Origin of the sequence: Sebaldella sp. S0638 (assembly GCF_024158605.1) — a bacterium.
Lineage (GTDB): Bacteria > Fusobacteriota > Fusobacteriia > Fusobacteriales > Leptotrichiaceae > Sebaldella.
The window spans coordinates 1-17,745 of sequence record NZ_JAMZGM010000054.1 but is presented as its reverse complement, the minus strand read 5'-3'; the positions used below and the strand labels follow the sequence as shown (position 1 = coordinate 17,745).

Sequence of the window (17,745 nt, the reverse complement as noted above, 5' to 3'; positions counted from 1 at the left end):
TTTTAGCTTTAATAAAATACATCAAATTCAAAATTATACTTTTTTAATATTATATTTTTTAGCTGATCTGATAACTTTGAATTTTCAATAAACTTTTTTTGCTCTTTAAAAAAAATTATTTTATTTTTATATTTTTCGCTATGTTCTTTCATATCTGATATATGTATTTTTTCTTCTAATAAATAATAATAATCAGGAAAAAGTTCCATGTTATTACTGTATTTTTCACAGTCTTTTTGCTTTTTTATATTTAGGTTTTCTATAATTTTTACATTCTCTATTTTTTTGCAATATTTGTTTAAAATTTTATTTAGGAAATTATCTTCTTGCTCTAACTGTTTTTCTTCTTTTTTGATAATTTCAGATATTACTGTTTTTTCTTCTGATTTTATATCACAATGTTTCATTATTTCTTTTAAATAAAATATAACTGTAGAGGTAGCTTTATTCATGTGTGTTTTATAATGTATAATAAATGTTTCTACTGAATCAGCCCCCTTATAATGGCTGTTAAAGTTTGCAATATCATATTCTAAATTTTCATCTTTTTTATCTAACATTCTTTCTCCTTTTATACTTTCATTAAGTTTTTGAACTATCAAGAGGTGTGTCATATGTCATATTTTCTCCTTATAGTTATTAATTTAATCGGAAAAAATTTTATTTAAAATATTTTTCGATTGACTGTACGAGTTTAGTACAGAACATATAATCCCTTTTCTTGTTTTTTACATTTTTATATGTTACAATCTGTTATTAAAATTAGTTAGTTTTAAAGCTAAGCTGTTGCAAGCTTGGCTTATTTTATTATTAGCCCTATTAATGTTGTTCCTATCAATGCAGGAACTATTGTTATTAAATAATACTTTTCTATTAATTTATCAATATTGTCTTTATTTTCATTATATTTTGTATGCACTACCGCTGATAACCCTAAAAATAAAAAACTATATCTTATTATTGTAAAAAATTTCTTTATAGTCATTACTTCTGTCTTTTTAAATATATAAATACCTAAAAACGTTGTGATTACTAATATAATTGTTAGTTTTTTGTTGTATTCTTCCTCTCCTAACTGCTTTTTATATTTTTGAAAAAAATATATTATCATTGGAACTATTGATAAAAAATAAATCCCTGTAAATAAGTAATTCATTTCTTTTCTCCTAACTCTAAATTATTTATTCCCAGTAAATCCCATTCAAAAACACGTTCTATCTGTTTTTTCAGTATTACCAACTGATAATAAATATTCGCCTGATTTGATTTTCTTTTTGAGAAAATTTTCTTTTTTTCTTTGCATCGTATTTCTTTGAATTTGACTATCTCTTTGTTTTTATTATCTGTTAAAGAAAAGAAGTAATCCAAGCAAGCTATTTTAGTTTTTATTATTTTTAACTGTAATTTGTAAAAGTCCTCTACATTATTTACATTACCCATATTTATTATTTCTTCTTTTCTTTTTAAATTCTCGCTTTCATCTAAGTGAAAATAAGAAATAAGAGAAGTTTTTAAACTAATATCCGCTTTTGTTAAATCCTGAAATTTATTATATATTCTATAAAAATGATTTTTTGACACTTTTAAGAGTATTTTCCCGTTTTCAAGTTCCGTAATACCCTGTTTCTTATTTATGATAAAAATAAGAGCCATTATGTGCGAATTATTAGATAATTTATATTGGTATCTCTCCAAAACTTCTAATTCTATTTTTATATTTTCTATTATTTCTTTATTTTCTGATAATTCTTTTGCAGATTCAGGTTTTATAAGTATCGGTATTTCTTTTAGCCTGTCCTCTGGTTCTAATTCTGAGATATTTTCCCATTCTTTATTAGCTTTTTTTATTCTCTCTTCTCTTTCAGCCTGTTTTTCGGCTTTTTCTAATTCTACCGTTTTTTTATTTATATTATCCTCAACATCATTTTTATTTTGTGCTATTGCTTGATTTATATCTATTTCATCACTTAAATTAGTTTCCTCTGTTCCATTTTCCATTAATTGTGCCGTTTCTTGTTCTGATGATTGTAATAAGCCCATTATTTTTTCAGTAAATATCTTATATTCCTCTGAATCTTCCAATATTTTTTCATTTGCTATTATTATTTTTATATAATTTATTTTTTTTTGGTAATCATCAAAAAAAACACCATATGTATTTTCAAATATTTCTTTTGATATTTCTACAATTTCATCAAACTTACTAAATAAAATTTCTTCTACCCATATTTGAGTATGTTCTTTATTTTTTTTTTCTTTTATTTCTCCATTAACATATTTTTCTTTTGCACGGTTAAAAGAATATGGTTCTAATTCTTTTGTATATTTTATTTTTATATCAATCATAAAATTTTTACTCCATACTTAAATTTATCTGCATAATATCCCTCAAGCTGTGAAACTACTACTTTTTTATATCCTGATGAAGCATGTATAAACTGATTATCGCCAATGTAAATACCTATATGAGATATACGACCTTTATTTAATGTATCAAAAGCCACTAAATCTCCTGCTTTCAACTGATTAACTTTTACTTTTTTACCTGATTCTGCCTGTTGATATGATACTCTCGGTAAATTTACATTTATTGATTTTTTATAAACAAATTGCACATAACTTGAACAATCATATGCACCGTTACCATTCGCTCCGTAAATGTAAGGTGTTCCCATTTTTGAGAAAGCTGTTTCTAAAATTGCCTGTCTTATTGATTTTTCTTTATTTGTAGTCGTAATTTTCTCTCTTTTTACCTGTTTTTGCTCTCCCTTATCTTCTTCCTGCTGTTCTTTTAAAACTTTCTCTCTTTGCTTTCTAAAAGATATTTCCCCACTTGAAAATAAACTCAATGATAATAATAAAAATATGATTATTATTTTAATTTTTTTCATTTCTACTCCTATATATTTTAAAATATTCTTTAAATTCTCCTTGCAATATTTCTTGTATCTTCCCTGTCTGCATAGATTCTAAGGTGTATATTTTAACTTTTTCTTCTGATCGAAGACCAATTAATTTATATATAGTTTTATTTTTTTTACTTAAAAATTTTGCTCCTTTATATATTCTTTTTTCTAAGTACACTAAACTTAAAAAAATCAGTTCTTTTATTATTAAATATAAAAGCCTAATAAAAATATGGAACAGTTGAATAAGTCCATAAATCATCATAATTAATGGAATTAATAAAATTATCGTTGTTATTATTTGGGGGAATTCAAAAATATCATCTTTTAAAATTCCTATCATTTTTTTCCTCACTTTCATTCATTACATTTCTTTTAAATCCTATTCTATTTCTTTGAAATTTTTCTTGCTTAGTTAATTTTCTTGGTTCTTCTGTTTCCTCTACTTCATCAATAAAATCTTCGTCTACTACTATCGTTTTATCTACGACTTTTAAATTTGTATAATAAAGTTTTTTTATTTCAGGATAAACATTGTTTATTTTTGTTATATAATCGGTTGTTTCCTTAATTTTATGCCACTCATTATTTTTTAATCTTCCGCAACCTGCGTTGTAACAAACTAAAGTTTTTGTTATATTCTTTGTCCTTTCATAATCTCTTTTTAGGTGCATTACTCCACCCTTAATATTTCCCTCAATTGAATTATCAACATCAAACTCTTTAAAGTTAAAAGGCATGAGTTGCATTAAACCTCTAGCCCCCGCTGAACTCAATGTTGAATGTCTAAAATGGCTTTCTGTCTTCATAACAGAAAATACTAAAACAGGGTCAACATTGTATTGTTTTGAATAATAAATAACATTTTTATATATTCTATCTGCTGTTTTATTATCCAGTTTACTATTTTGTTGCTTCATATATGCCTTTATCTCTTGTTCTCCTGAATATATTTGAAAACTTAATAAAATTAGTATTGTTAATATTTTCAGCATTTTTTCTCCTTACAGAGAGAACCTTAAATGTCCTTTATATTTAAGGCTCTCATAAAATTAGTTAATTTTATCTTATTACAGTATTTCTTTTATAAATTTTTTCTTCTTCTTCTGTTTGATATTCTGCAACCCTTATCTGTTCTCTTTTCCTTTGGTTTTCCTCTTCCTTTTCCTGCTTTCTTTTTTTTCTTTCTGCTTCTAATTTTTTATATTCTTTTTGCATTTTGTGCTGTTCAAAAAATAAAATCCCTTGTTCATTACATATTTTTTTATTTTCAGGGGTTATCTTTTTAAATTGCAGTAAATATCCCAATAATAATTCATTATCATAATCAAATATTTCTGCTAATCTTAAAAGTCCTGATAAATTCAATAATTCCCTTTCTCTTCTACTTCTTTTTTCCTTTTTTAGCTTTTTTTCTTCCTCTGTTTTTGCCTGTTTATAAGTTATTTTTTTCTTAACTTCTTTCTCTGCTTCTATATATTTTTTCCCGACATCTCTAAAACTAGATAATATGCTATTGTTAAATTGTTTTAAATTAATTAGAAATCCTAATAAAGTAGCACTATCTATCAGCATTAAGTCTGCTTTTTCAAACATTGCACCTTTTATATAAGGTGTTCTCTTATCGTGCATAAATGCTCCCTTTCCATTCATAAAGTAACTTTGTTTTATAATAAATATCTTTTTTGCATACTTGACCGTAGTATCTGCTGTCAAAACTGTTTTTCTTTTTGGATAACAAGAAAAAACAGTCTTTTTTTATTTTTAAAGAATCAGCTTTTACTCCTATAGGCAGGATTTCTCCAAAACTCTCATTATTTACATAAATTTGATTATTCTTGATGAAAACAATGTCATCTGATGTGGCTTGTATAGTCTTCATTGGCTGTAAGTTATTTTTAGAATTATAAAATTTATTATATTTCTCATCTAGCCTGAAAACCACAATATCGCCTTTCTTTAGATTTTTATTTCCTGTTTTAATATATAGTCCTATAGGTACAGAGGGTTGAGTATTTGCAACCAAAACATTAACAAAAATTACAAAGAGAAAGGAAAAAGCAAAGAAAAAAAATGATATTATATTTGATATTCTTCTATTTTCTTTATTTATAAATAATTCTTTCAATGCTTTCTCTCCTTTCATTTTTTTATCTAAATTGTGCAAACATATTATTGATATTTTTTACTAAAAAGCAAACAACTAAAGTATAACCAAGAATCCATAATAACTGCATATAGTCCATTCCTTTGACTGCTTCTGCCTTTAATACAGCTTTGTCAAGCAGTCCGTTAGCTACACCTACCATTATTAAAGTAATTATCAACTTTAAACCGCAGGCAAATGCTGTACTTATAGGATTGGTTCCATATTTTTCAGTTATTTTTCCTGCTTTCAACGGAAATAATCCAAAACTCATACCAACTGCCAAGTAAAAAATTATTGTAGCTGAAAATATCTCATAACATAACTGTAAATAAGCTACAGCCATAGCAATTAATATAATCAGCAAGAATAAAAAATAAATAGCTGTTCCTGTTGGGTTAAATATTGCATTTAGTGTTAAATTGAAATCCATTAGTGAATCAAGTACACTTTTAGCATTTGCTATAAAAACATCTATAAGACCGTCAACAGAGGGTTTTTCAACTCCGCTTAATGTTTTGGCAATTTCTGCGAACATATCATAAGTCATCTTTATTAAATTAATCGAATCCTGAATGAAATAAATAAATAAAGTAAATTTCAAAAATCTAAGTATCATTTCTTTCATGAAATTTGCTGTTTCATTCAAATATGAAACTATTCCGAAAAAAGCACAGTCAATAAGAAATATCACTGTTAAAAATGGTATAAGCATACCCATTAACATATTTATTCCAGTTTCAATGATATCCTGAAAATCCCTTGCAATTTCATCAAAACTAATATTTCTTGTAAAGTCTTTGTTATATCCAATAATTTCAGAAAATGAAGTATCTCCTGCAATTTCATTAACACCAGTATATCCATTTTCTAAAATGATGTTATTCAGCGAAGCACCCCACGCAAAACCTGACATACTATCTAAATTTGAAATAATCGGTCCTTTTCCTGCTGTGGCTAAAGATGTGTTTTTACTTCCACCCGAACTGTGTAAAACTTTACCGTCTCCTAAATATATTCCTACATGACCTATTCCATTTGACCTATTAAAAAACACTAAGTCTCCGGGTTTTAACTGATCTTTTGATATTTTTTCTGTATATTGTGACTGCTCTTTTGATACTCTTGGAATATTTAATCCTGACTGTTTCATAACAACTTGTGTATAACCTGAACAGTCATAGGTATTGTTTTGCCCTGTAGCCCCCCATACATATTTTGCACCACTGTTATATATGTTCATAGCATTTTGTACTACTTCTTGTCTTTTTTGTTCTATATCAATAGGATTTGAAAACCCTACAAATAAAAAGCTAAAAAGTAAAAGCATTAAAAGGAATTTAAAATGCCTTACCATTGAATCCATTTCTTAGTTTTAAGTTCTTTTTTAAAATTTTCTATTTCTTGGGAATTCATTTTTTGAATATCATATTTTCCTGTTTTATTCATTACATAAGCACCTTGTGGACTTCTATTAAAAGATAAACATGCTGAATTATTTTGATACCCACACGTCATACCATAAGCATCCTTTTCAAATAGCCATGTTGTATAGTGATACACCCATTTTCCACTTATTTTTTCTCTAACATGTACCTTATATTCATCTTTAGGTTTTACCGGTTTAGTATCAACTCCTTTATATTCCAGTAAGAATTCAGCTTCAAATGGCTTATTAATCTTCCAGAATCCTTCAAAATAATTATCTGAAAAGCTTACTATTCCTAATAAAAAAGTCATAATAAATATTATTTTTCTCATGTTCCACACTCCTTTTTTTAAAATAATCCTTTAGAATTTTTGGCATTTTCTTTTGTTTTTTTGATTCTTTCTTCCATTAACTGTTTTGTTCTCTCATTCTGTTTTACTTCCAGTTCTTTCATTGCTTCCTCTCTTTTTTTCATTTTTGTTTCACTTATATTACCTTTTTCATATAATTCAGTTTCAATGTTATCAATGTAACTGTCCAATTCGTCCATAGACATTTTTTTAAAGTCTTTTTTCATGTCAACGTCTACTTTATTTATTTTCTTTTGAAAAAATCCTTCTTTTTTTTGATAAATTATTCTTATTTTTTCAATTTCCAACTTTTCCTTTTCACTTAAAGAGTTATTTAAAAATTTTTCCTGATATTTCAAACCCTCTTTTTGTAATTCTTCAATTGACATTTTTGAATAGTTTTTTTGACCGCATGATATTACAAGAGTTAATAAGCATAATACAAGTATTTTTTTCAAAATTATTCTCCTTTTTTGTCATTATTTTTTTTATTATCATGTATTTCGTTAGCTTCCCCGCCTGTTACCGTAGAAACTCCTTTGTTTAAAGTATTTGTTCCTGCTCTTGTCACGTTTCCAAAAGTTCCATGTTTGATGTTATCATAATTTTCTTTAGCTTCCTGCCACCTAGATTGTTCTTTAATATCAGGCTTAACAGTTCCTTTTTCTGTTTTTTGAGTATCATTCTGATTTACTTCTTGATTTGGTCTTTCAGGGGCATGATGTCTTTCATAACTATTTGTTTTGTCTTCTGCATTAGTTTTTTCAGGTGTATGATGTTTTTCAAAACCAGTTTCATTCTGATACGATTTTTTTTGCTGTTCTATTGTATCTAAATTTGGTCTATTTTTTATGTCTGAACTCTCAACAGTATGGTGTTTTTCAAAGTCTGATTTCTTTTCTAAATTAGGTTTTTCAGCTACATGATGTTTTTCATAATTTGATTTTAAAGCTTGCATACTGCTGTTTTTAGCTTGCTCTACTGCTTTTAACCCTCCTTCCCCTGCTTTTTCTGCAGTTTGCTTTAACGCTTCTTTTCCTGCTGTTTCTGCTCCTGCTTTTATTAATCCCGATCCTGCGGCTGCAATTGCAACTGTATTAACAATAGCATTTGCTGTATTTCCTATACCTCTAGTTACTTGTGAGCCTGCATGAGCCAAACTAAACCCTGCACCTTGTCCTGAACTTATTAACATAGATATATTATCAACCTGACCTACTAATAGAGCCATAATAGCAAGTAACATAATAAATAATACTAAAGCCAGAATATCATTATTATTGCTATTTATTTTATCTAAATTAAACTGTTGGACTTTGGAATTCATAATCTGAACTGTTATTCCTGACAGTGCAATAGCTAAAGTTAACTGTATTCCTGAATTAATAATTGCTCTTATTGCTTTTTCTCCTATATCCGCCAATGGTTCAAATAAGTTAAATGCAAATAGTACAAGCGAAACAGTCGATACAATGTAAAATTGAATAATTTTTACTGCAATAGCTACAACAAGACTAATAATTAAGAAAAATGCAATAAACAAAGTAATTAAGTAAAATAGCAACCAAATATCATTTTTAAATCCTCCACCCTGAATAATCCCTGCAACTGTTTTAACCGATTCTAACAATACAGCAGTCATACTATCTAAAGAAAATGTGCCACTCGGCAAAATGTTATCATCAATAAATATTAACCCCATATTGGTAAAAAAATCAAATAATAATTTACTAATGTTTAAGAAGTCTTTAGTTACATAGAAGAAAAAAGCATATTTTAAAAATCTTTTTATTAAAGCTTTTATTACAGATTCTGAACTCCCAATATTATTAAATGTAGTTAGAACAAAATCAATAACAGCTAACATTGACATTAGAACAAGAACCGCTAGAATTATTTGTGTCGCTCCATAATCAAGAGTAGTTTTTATTGTGGTTATAATTTCATTAAAACTAAAATCTTCCATAATTACCAAGCACCTTTAGACTTTTGAGAATTCTTTCTTAATTCCTGATATCTTTGCTCTAATAGCTTTTTTGCTTTTTCCTGTTGCTGTCTTGTTAATTGAATTTCGCTTGCTTCCCTCTGCTTTTCCAAAATCTGTAATCTATTTGAATTATTAATCATTTCAGATATAGAATTTAACTGATATGATAAATTTGAGTTCCATTTACTTAATACCTCTAATACTTGAGTGGGATTTTGTGCTGTCTTAGTCTGTTCTAACAGATATTTAGCATTTTTTCCCGCATTTTTAGAAGCTTCGGCAGACATATTACTTGTCCGCATTGCTTCATATGCAATATTATTAAGATTAAGAGCATATTTATCAAGTAAATTAATGTAATTTCCATTTTTAACATCAGAATAGACATCATTATAATAGGTTTCAAATTCCCTTGCTGATTTAAGAACATCTTTAGTAGTATTTTGAATTTCAAGGAGTTCTTTTATCATGTCATTATGCTTTGCTAATTCCTGAATCATTAAGTCTTCGGGTAATTTTTTTATTTGTTCTAAATACAATCTCATCTGCTCTAAATCATTGTTAAATTGCTTTAATTGATTAGCATTTAGCGTAATCATTTCATAATAAGTCATCATCTGATAATAATCAGAAGCTCCACCACCGCCGCCTAATATCGAATAAAAAGTATTTTCTTCAAACTTATTCATATAATCGCTATTTATATTACTAGCTACAGAAAAACTACTGCAAACAGCTAATATTGAAGTAACGCCTATTAATTTTTTTATTTTATTTTTCATTTTTCACCTCATTTTTCATTTTTTCCCATAATTTCATTGTACATACTTTCAATTTTTTCTTCCCTGTCAATTCTAGCTTCTTTTTCTCTTTCCCATAAAATTTTCATGGAAAACATCATAAAACCTAAGAAAATAAATATAAGAAGAAATACCGACATGTCAAAGATATTCATATAAAAAACTCCTTTCCTAACTAAGTTTATATATTTTCATATTCCTATTTTTAAAATATTTATTAAGAGCAGAAATATTTCCAATACTTTTATAATAAGAACCCCTGTCTACATAATAAAATCCTTCAAATTCATAAATAGGTGTTTCAAACTGTCCTTTCACATAACCGACAAATTGCATAGAACATCACCCTTTCTCTCTCTGAATAAAGCCCGTACCAGCAAACAAGCATAGACAGACTGTCAAGGTTTTACGAAGTAAACACGAAGTGCTTGACCTTGATAGCTTGCCACGAAGTGGGCTGAATATGCTAAACTGGCTTAAAGGGATTATTCTCCATAAGATCATTAAAACTAAACATTTTTGTTGTTAAAATAAATTTTCTTCTTGATTTTCTGATATATTCCCTTAAATCCCATAAATTACTGAATTCAAAATATCTGCCTTTCCCTGAAACAAAGAAAATATTTCTAAGAGAATCATAATAAATAACCCTACCACCAACAAAGCCAATCATTTCCATAGTTAACCTTATAAATCACAATTATGGGAATCTATACTATGACATTCACAAGAATGAGAATCCATACCTGAACAATCATGGGTTGAATCTATAAGAGAATTAGAAAGAATACTTGAATATATAATTATGTTCTCGTCAATATCAATTTCTTTATCCTCTTCTTTCACAGGTATTTTTTCCAATTTATCCTGCTTCTTTGAATCTGTTTTAATTTCTGAAAATCCATACTTAAATCCAAAATACACACAGATTAATATTATTAAAATTATAAGCATATTTTCTCCTTTCAGGCTCTTACTCTTATCGGAAGAATAAGAGCCTAAAATAATTTTTTTTAAAATTTTCTACATGAACATACCACTGTTTTATTTGAGAAAATTTATTATTCTGCTTCTTCTATGTCATCTTCTTCAACATAAAAACATTCTGATTGTTTCCCATATTTTTTTATATTTTCCGGTTTTTCTATTTTGGAAAAATAACTGGCTTCATTGCCTATCTCCCCATAAAGATAACCTTTATGTACATTACCAGATTCTATTTTACCGTCTTCTAATTGTTGGGCTTCCACTATGAATTGATCTTTATTTTCATGAATGCCAACAATAAAATAATTTGCTTCCTCTCCATAATAAGCGATTTTTTTCATGAATGACCTCCTAATTTTCATTTTGTCGTCCGTGAATGATAAAATTATTTGATGATTTTATAATAACATCTTCTATCATCTCTAAGTAATTATCATCATATAATAATAAACTATCTATTTTATTCTCAATAAAAATATTATATAATTTAGATTTTATCTCTTTATCATCCTTTAGAGTTTTACCCTCAATTCTTCTAATTGAATTTTTTATAAATATGTCTAACTCTATTTTTAAATTGTCTTTTGTTTCTTGAGGAAGATCACTATTTTTAATATATTCTGTTATCTCAATTTTCTTACTTTTTAAATATAAGATATTTTTTTTTTCTATTTCCTCCCTAAAGTCAAACCAGCCTAATTTAATATGATTTTCATCAATTAATTTTTTTATTTTTTCTATATTACTATTTGATTTACGTCTATCTCTATTTAATTTAAAAATCGTTATAATTAGAATTACCCATACAGATATATTTGATACTATAATCATATTCATTATTTAAATACCTCCTAAAATACAGCTTTTAGTGTTATTCCTAGTTTATAATCATTCTTTGCAGAGTTTCCTGTTAAATACTCCCCTGTTAAGAATATTCCGTATCTATCCTCTATTTCTGCACCAATTACTGCTCTTGTTTTTAATGTTCCGTCTGTATTTCTCGGTGTTGCTAATTTATGATAATTATCTTCTGCTACTCTTAATTTTGCTTTCTCTGTGTTGCTGTCCACCAGATCATAACCATAAGATATATCAGCACTTGCTTTTATTTTTAATCCTGCTGAATTTAATTCTTTTGTTGATGTTTTAAATTCAATTCCTACATTCGGCTGTACTTCCCATAAATCACTTCCTTTTACAGTTAAACTTTCAGTTCCTCTTTCTGTAAAAGTTGGTCTGTTTAAATATCCTAATTTCAGCCCTGCATATGGAATAATGCTATTACTTCTGTCAATTTCATATTCTCTCTGTACTTTATTATCTACAGTTATTGAATATGTTTCATAATGCCCGTTAAGTTCTGATTTTTTATTTCCATCTTTCCAATCTACATTTCTGTCAATGTTATATAAACTGATTCTTCCTGTAACATCTGTTTTAACAAAATAATCATTATTAAATCTATATTTGTTATGAAATCCTAACTGAAATGTATCTGCCAGTTCTTCGCTGTCATTTCCGTCATCAAACTTAAAGTTTGTATGCGTGTACCCTAATGAATAACCGAACTTATGCTTATATGTTCGCTCGATTTCCCTAAGTGCCATTACTCCCGCAGTTTCATAATCATAGTCAATTACTCCTGCTGTGTCTCCTTTTGTTGTTCCTTTTCCTACTATTACATTTATTTTTACATTTTCTTTAGTATTACTCTTTGAACCCTGTAATAGATATAGAGAGTTTTCAAATACTCCTGCAATGTCTTTTTCTCTTTGGTTCATATTGGCATAAATATTCCCTGCCAAACTTCCAAAAATACCCCTAAAATCATTTTCATTCTCTATCTTGTCTATTTTATCGTACAGACCTAATAAATTGCCTGTAGCACCTAAATATTTAGAATCTAAGGCTTTTGAAAAATCATTGAACCATTGCTTTTCTGATAATGTGCTGTAAGCTATCTTTTTCATATAAATATCTGTTGTTCCATCTGCATTTTTCACAGGAACAGCTTCCCATGATACAGATTTAGAACCTAATTTTATTTCTCCTGAATCCAGTCCGCTGAATGAACCGCTGTTTATAACATCTTCTAATATGTATGTCTCGAAATTTGTGCCTTTTGAGAAGTCAGAAGCAATATAGATATTTCCGTTTCCTGTCAAACTTCCCGCTACATTTATTGAATTTGCAAGTAGTGTTACACTATCCCCTGTTTTATTTACAACCTGTGAAATATTATTAGGGTCAGGCTTCACAATAATATCAAGACCTGTCGTATCAAAGTTTCCTGCTACATTTATCTGCCCTGCATTTATTATTGTAGGTTTATCATAATATTTAATAGACGATACCCCTGTTGCACTTGTTCCTGCTCCTGATGTTACTATACTTCCTGCTGTATATCCTACATTTTCAGGTGTTATTATTCCTATAGAATTATCTACATTCAGATTAATAGTACCGCTATTTACTATTACTGAATGTTGATCGTACATATAAATTCCTGTACTATCTTTACCATTTATATTAATTATTCCTGTATTTGTTAAGCTTGAATTTTCCTGTAAATATATCCCGATTGAGTTATCTCCGTTCATTGTTATAACTCCGCTGTTTGTTGCACTTGCTCTGTCTAAGAAAATACCTACTGAATCATTTTTATTTGCCGTGATATTTCCTGCATTAATTACATTTCCTTTATTGGCATAAATCCCGATTGCATTTTCTCCTACTGTAATATTTCCTATATTTGTAATCTGTGAATTTTTTCCATATATTCCTACAGCATATTTATTAAGCTTTGAGTTTGTTGTTGAATTTATTTCTGAATCTGTAACTGTTATATTCCCTAGATTATCTATTACAGAATCTACCCCGTAAACTCCTATATTACCTACTCCTAAACCTGTAATATCTGCATTGTTAGTTATTTTTGCATTATCAGAATAGAAGAATATAACTTCATTGTTATTAGCGGTAATAATACCGTTATTTTCTATTTCTCCCGCTTTTGAATAAAACCCTGTTTCTTCTACTGTTAAATTGGCATTATTTATTAGCTTTCCGTTCATTCCTGCATATCCGATAAAGTTACCTTTTACATCAGAAGTATTATTTGTAAGCACCCCATTCTTTACCAATAGAGCCACTTCTCCTGCTTCTACTTTAGAACCTGTATGTATTGTTGCTGTTCCGCCGTCAGAATATAATCCGACAGCTCCCTGTCCTAAAGTGATATTTCCGAAATTATCAAAGTTCCCTGCATTATATACGCCAATCGTATTATCTCCGCCTGTTATATTCCCATTATTTACGGCATTACTGCTTGTGCTGTAAATTCCTGAATTTGCTTTTGAAATATCAGAAGTATTTGAGATAACTATATCCTGATTATTTATTACATTTGATGAATTTTCTCCGTACATTCCGATTGATTTTTCCCCTGCAACATTTAATGTATTAGTATTTGTTAATGTTGAATTTTCCCCGTACATTCCTACAGCAGAATTATTATTTAGGTCTATATTTCCTAAATTTTCTACATTTGAAGATACTCCATACATTGCGATCGCTTCATCATCAGTAGTTACAATGCTGTTATTATTTTCTATCTTTGCATTTTTACCATACATTCCTACTGCTTTGTTCCCTGCTTCAATACTAGCATTATTATATAATTCAGCATTGTTTACACCATACATACCTAGTGAATCGCTTCCTGCCTTTATTACTCCCTGATTATCTCCACGTGCATTATCAAGATACATTGCTGTTGAATTTACAGCATTTGAGAAATCCAAAGTACCTAAGTTATTAGTTTCATATGTATGTAACCATGCACCTACTCCTTTTAAGCCCTCTGCATACATTCCGATAATTTTATCTCCTACAGCATTAACAGAGACTCCTGAAAATACGTTCATTTCTCCATTAACAACGTGTCCTAATATATTATTATCTGCTATATTAGTATTTGCCACAATATTTATAGTTCCGTTTGCTATTCTAGTACGTTCAACATTGAAACCATTTGTATTAATAACACCGCCGTTATCATTTATTATTGCTCCTGCATTTCCGAACAGTGCCACTCCGTCGCCATAAAAATTCATAATTCCTGATGAATTAAAGTTGAAAGTTGAACCATTATCTACATAAGCACCTATTCCGCCTACTCCATTTAGATTAATTACACCCTCTAAGTCCACCGTTGAAGTATTTAATCCTGATGTGCCTACATACAGCCCTGTTCCTGCTGTTGTTCCGTCTCCTGTATTTATAGTGCCAGTATATTTTATGTTACTTCCATTCTGTGCATATAGCCCTACTCCGTTAGCCCCTGCTGTCAGAGTATTTGCAAGACCGCCTGATAAGTTTTGACCGTCAGTGTACAGGGCTACAGAGTAATTATTCCCTGCTGAATCTCCAACTTTTATATCTTTTGTATAATTAAAAGTTGATGTTCCGCTTAGTACAAGTCCTACTTTTCCTGCTCCCTGATCACTTGTTCCTGTTAGATCAATCGTAGCGAATGTATCATCTATTATTATGTCTTTTCCGTAAACTGCTATTCCATAACCTTTTATATCGCCCAGACTTACAACTTTTGCAGTATCAGTCAAATAATACGCTGTTTGTAGTTGATTTGTAGTTCCTAAATCTATTTTGTCGGTAGAGGTTATTGTGCTTCCGTCTGCTCCGTAAATTCCTATTGTATTATTCCCTGATAAAGCTATATTCCCTGAATTTGATACTGTTGATTTAGGGGCATAAATACCTATTGAATCATTACCTACGATATTTATAGTTCCTGTATTTGCAATAACAGAATCAGCAATCACTGCCCCTGCTTTATTGTTATTAACAGCAATTCCGATATTTCCTGTATTATTTAAGTTTATAGTTCCTGAATTTAATACATTTACATTATCTAATAAGCTGTAACCTTTGCCTGAATCTCCTTTTGCATAAATTCCTACTGCTCCATTATTATTTAAGTGTATATTTCCTTTATTCGTAATAATTGCTTCTTCTTCGGAATACATTCCTACTCCTGAATTCCCTTGAATATTAACTGCTCCTGATGTTTCATTAATATTCTGACCGTATAGTGTGTACATTCCCACAGAATTAGCCGAGTTCATAGTTACTGTTCCTTTATTTGTTACACCTGTCTTGTTATTATCCAACGTTACAGGTGTACCATTACTAAAAACCTTATTATCCAGTGAAAAAGCACTTAATCCTGTGCTTAGACCTGTTATTATAAAGCCGTTATTTAGCGTTAATTTACTGTTTTCAGCTACATAAAGCTGTGCATTAGTAGCTACTGGCACATTTATATTGCTGTCTATTGTAATATCAGAGTTATTTGCTCCATACAGTACAGCAGAATTATTTCCCATACTGTTTATAGTTACATTTGAAAGATTTGACACACTCGCCGTACTTTCTTTTATATATCCCAATACTGCGTTTTGCCCTAAGTCAGCTTTAAGTCCATGTATTTTAAAAGTGTCAGAAAATTTTGAGCCTGTCTGTGAATACAGCCCTACTGCATTCTGCCCTACATTCAGGCTTGCCTGTTCCATGCTCGCTGATCCATTATTATAAAATTCTGTAACTGAATTTCCGTCGCTCATTACTGCAATACTTGTATTACTTACCGTACTATTTCCTGTTACTATTGGTGCTTTTATCGTTCCATAAGTACCAGTATCTTTAGCATAAATTCCTATTGCTCCATTTCCTGACTGGACTTTTCCTGTATAACCTGTCGGAATTTCTATAGCATGATGAAACTGTGAACCTTTTTCAGCATATATTCCTATAGTTCCCTCTGAATTATTTTTTATTATCCCTCTGTTTTGAAAAATAGTATTTATTGCTGAATTATCTCTTGTCAAAACAACCGCATGAGAATTTATACCTGTAGTTTCAATAGTTCCATCACCTCTCCAATAGTCATTAGGGTCATTATTTATACCTAAATTATATCCTAGACCATTGTTCATTAGAAAACCTATTGAATTATTACCATTCACTGTAAGTAATGATTTATTTTCTCCTGATGTTGAATTATTACCATTAACATATATTCCTACAGCATTATTAGCATTAATATACATTCTTCCAATATCGCCACCGGGTGTCCATATGTGATTAGAGAAATAACCACCTGTAACAACTGCTCCGTAATTATTATCTCCTGTTATATTTATTATTCCCGCATTTCCTACACTTCCGTCTTCTTCCACTCTAACTGCTGATGATTGATAAGCAAAATTTCCTACATTTATTATACCTGTTCCGTTTATTCCTCCACCTCCGCAAGTTCCTGACGGATTTGTACTACATGGAACATTTATAATAGGCTGTTTTGAATAAAGCCCTGTTGCTCTTTCTACTAAATTTATACTAGAGTGTAAGTTACCGTTACTATCCTGATTAGGGTTTACAGTTCCCACGTTAATAGTTCCCTCTCCGCCCCAATTATTTATACCAACTAATATAGCGAAGCCTGTTGATTCGTCCCCATTAACATTAATAGTTCCTGTCGGAGATAAACTCAAATAGCTTGTACCATTACCTATAGTTGGGTCTTGATTCAGAAATCCTGCTGACTGCCCTGTCGTTGTCATTTGACCATAACTTCTGTAACCATTAACATTTATAACACCCTCATTTACTCCCTGTATTACTACTGGGAATTGATCTGGTCTTAACTGTATTCCTATTGATTCAGGCGAGTTCATTGTTATATTACCTGTCTGTCTGTTTACCATTACTACTGCTGTACCTGATACTGAACCGTCTGCACCTATAGACAAGCCTGCTTGATTTCTGAAACCGCCATTTCCTATGATTGTTCCGTCATTTGACAAATACGTATTATGATTAGTTACATCAGCGGTATTTATTGTAGAAGCCCCTCTCGCTTCCATTCCTACAACAAATGTTTCATTTAAAATTATAGTTCCACTATTATTTATATGTAATGACCTGTCCGTTGGTTCGTCAACCTCCATTGCTCTACTATTTTGTTTCGATACCGTTAATGTATGTAGTGCTATAGTAAAGTAGGAACACCAAAATCTAAACAATGATATAATAAAAAAAGAAAGAGGTGTTTTGAAA

The 17,745-nt window shown here is 29.5% G+C and carries 20 protein-coding genes; all 20 read right to left on the bottom strand.

Annotated features, from left to right (window positions below; all coding sequences use genetic code 11):
• Window positions 1-8: 8 nt before the first annotated feature.
• The 20 genes from NK213_RS13840 to NK213_RS13745 all read right to left on the bottom strand — a co-directional run bounded on the left by NK213_RS13840 (window position 9) and on the right by NK213_RS13745 (window position 17,636).
• Window positions 9-560, bottom strand: coding sequence for a hypothetical protein (locus NK213_RS13840; RefSeq protein ID WP_253350124.1), 552 nt, complete (start codon window positions 558-560; stop codon window positions 9-11).
• Between the two features lie 239 nt (window positions 561-799).
• Window positions 800-1,156, bottom strand: coding sequence for a hypothetical protein (locus NK213_RS13835; protein ID WP_253350122.1), 357 nt, complete (start codon window positions 1,154-1,156; stop codon window positions 800-802).
• A complete protein-coding gene (locus tag NK213_RS13830; protein ID WP_253350120.1) occupies window positions 1,153-2,346 on the bottom strand; it encodes a hypothetical protein in 1,194 nt (397 codons plus the stop codon). Before NK213_RS13830 ends, NK213_RS13835 begins: the two co-directional genes overlap by 4 nt.
• The gene (locus NK213_RS13825) at window positions 2,343-2,891 is read right to left on the bottom strand and encodes a C40 family peptidase (protein WP_253350118.1); all 549 of its coding nucleotides are present in this window, start codon (window positions 2,889-2,891) and stop codon (window positions 2,343-2,345) included. Before NK213_RS13825 ends, NK213_RS13830 begins: the two co-directional genes overlap by 4 nt.
• Complete coding sequence (locus NK213_RS13820; RefSeq protein ID WP_253350116.1) at window positions 2,878-3,249, bottom strand: hypothetical protein; 372 nt, start codon at window positions 3,247-3,249, stop codon at window positions 2,878-2,880. Before NK213_RS13820 ends, NK213_RS13825 begins: the two co-directional genes overlap by 14 nt.
• Complete coding sequence (locus tag NK213_RS13815; protein WP_253350114.1) at window positions 3,227-3,901, bottom strand: transglycosylase SLT domain-containing protein; 675 nt, start codon at window positions 3,899-3,901, stop codon at window positions 3,227-3,229. Before NK213_RS13815 ends, NK213_RS13820 begins: the two co-directional genes overlap by 23 nt.
• 67 nt (window positions 3,902-3,968) lie before the next feature.
• The gene (traD, locus tag NK213_RS13810; RefSeq protein WP_253350112.1) at window positions 3,969-4,502 is read right to left on the bottom strand and encodes a conjugal transfer protein TraD; all 534 of its coding nucleotides are present in this window, start codon (window positions 4,500-4,502) and stop codon (window positions 3,969-3,971) included.
• A gap of 25 nt (window positions 4,503-4,527) precedes the next feature.
• Entirely contained in the window at window positions 4,528-5,034 is a 507-nt protein-coding gene (locus tag NK213_RS13805) for a S26 family signal peptidase (RefSeq protein WP_253350110.1), read from the bottom strand.
• Between the two features lie 22 nt (window positions 5,035-5,056).
• The gene (locus NK213_RS13800; RefSeq protein WP_253350108.1) at window positions 5,057-6,409 is read right to left on the bottom strand and encodes an NlpC/P60 family protein; all 1,353 of its coding nucleotides are present in this window, start codon (window positions 6,407-6,409) and stop codon (window positions 5,057-5,059) included.
• On the bottom strand, window positions 6,403-6,813 hold the full coding sequence (locus NK213_RS13795; RefSeq protein WP_253350106.1) for a hypothetical protein: 411 nt from the start codon (window positions 6,811-6,813) through the stop codon (window positions 6,403-6,405). The genes NK213_RS13800 and NK213_RS13795 overlap by 7 nt, the downstream gene beginning before the upstream one ends.
• Before the next feature lie 17 nt (window positions 6,814-6,830).
• Window positions 6,831-7,289 carry a hypothetical protein gene (locus NK213_RS13790; RefSeq protein ID WP_253350104.1) on the bottom strand — a complete coding sequence of 153 codons (459 nt, stop codon included), beginning with the start codon at window positions 7,287-7,289 and terminating at the stop codon, window positions 6,831-6,833.
• Between the two features lie 2 nt (window positions 7,290-7,291).
• Entirely contained in the window at window positions 7,292-8,797 is a 1,506-nt protein-coding gene (locus NK213_RS13785; RefSeq protein ID WP_253350102.1) for a type IV secretion system protein, read from the bottom strand.
• A 2-nt stretch (window positions 8,798-8,799) separates the two neighbouring features.
• Window positions 8,800-9,600 carry a hypothetical protein gene (locus NK213_RS13780; RefSeq protein ID WP_253350100.1) on the bottom strand — a complete coding sequence of 267 codons (801 nt, stop codon included), beginning with the start codon at window positions 9,598-9,600 and terminating at the stop codon, window positions 8,800-8,802.
• Between the two features lie 8 nt (window positions 9,601-9,608).
• Entirely contained in the window at window positions 9,609-9,773 is a 165-nt protein-coding gene (locus NK213_RS13775) for a hypothetical protein (protein ID WP_253350098.1), read from the bottom strand.
• A gap of 16 nt (window positions 9,774-9,789) precedes the next feature.
• Window positions 9,790-9,954: a hypothetical protein gene (locus NK213_RS13770; RefSeq protein WP_253350096.1), complete on the bottom strand. Its 165-nt coding sequence runs from the start codon at window positions 9,952-9,954 to the stop codon at window positions 9,790-9,792.
• A gap of 130 nt (window positions 9,955-10,084) precedes the next feature.
• Entirely contained in the window at window positions 10,085-10,297 is a 213-nt protein-coding gene (locus NK213_RS13765; RefSeq protein WP_253350094.1) for a hypothetical protein, read from the bottom strand.
• Between the two features lie 8 nt (window positions 10,298-10,305).
• Window positions 10,306-10,572, bottom strand: coding sequence for a hypothetical protein (locus NK213_RS13760; protein ID WP_253350092.1), 267 nt, complete (start codon window positions 10,570-10,572; stop codon window positions 10,306-10,308).
• Between the two features lie 107 nt (window positions 10,573-10,679).
• Window positions 10,680-10,946 carry a hypothetical protein gene (locus tag NK213_RS13755; protein WP_253350090.1) on the bottom strand — a complete coding sequence of 89 codons (267 nt, stop codon included), beginning with the start codon at window positions 10,944-10,946 and terminating at the stop codon, window positions 10,680-10,682.
• Between the two features lie 10 nt (window positions 10,947-10,956).
• Window positions 10,957-11,442: a hypothetical protein gene (locus NK213_RS13750; RefSeq protein ID WP_253350088.1), complete on the bottom strand. Its 486-nt coding sequence runs from the start codon at window positions 11,440-11,442 to the stop codon at window positions 10,957-10,959.
• A gap of 14 nt (window positions 11,443-11,456) precedes the next feature.
• Window positions 11,457-17,636, bottom strand: a complete 6,180-nt coding sequence (locus NK213_RS13745; protein ID WP_253350086.1) for an autotransporter domain-containing protein — start codon at window positions 17,634-17,636, stop codon at window positions 11,457-11,459.
• Window positions 17,637-17,745: the final 109 nt, after the last annotated feature.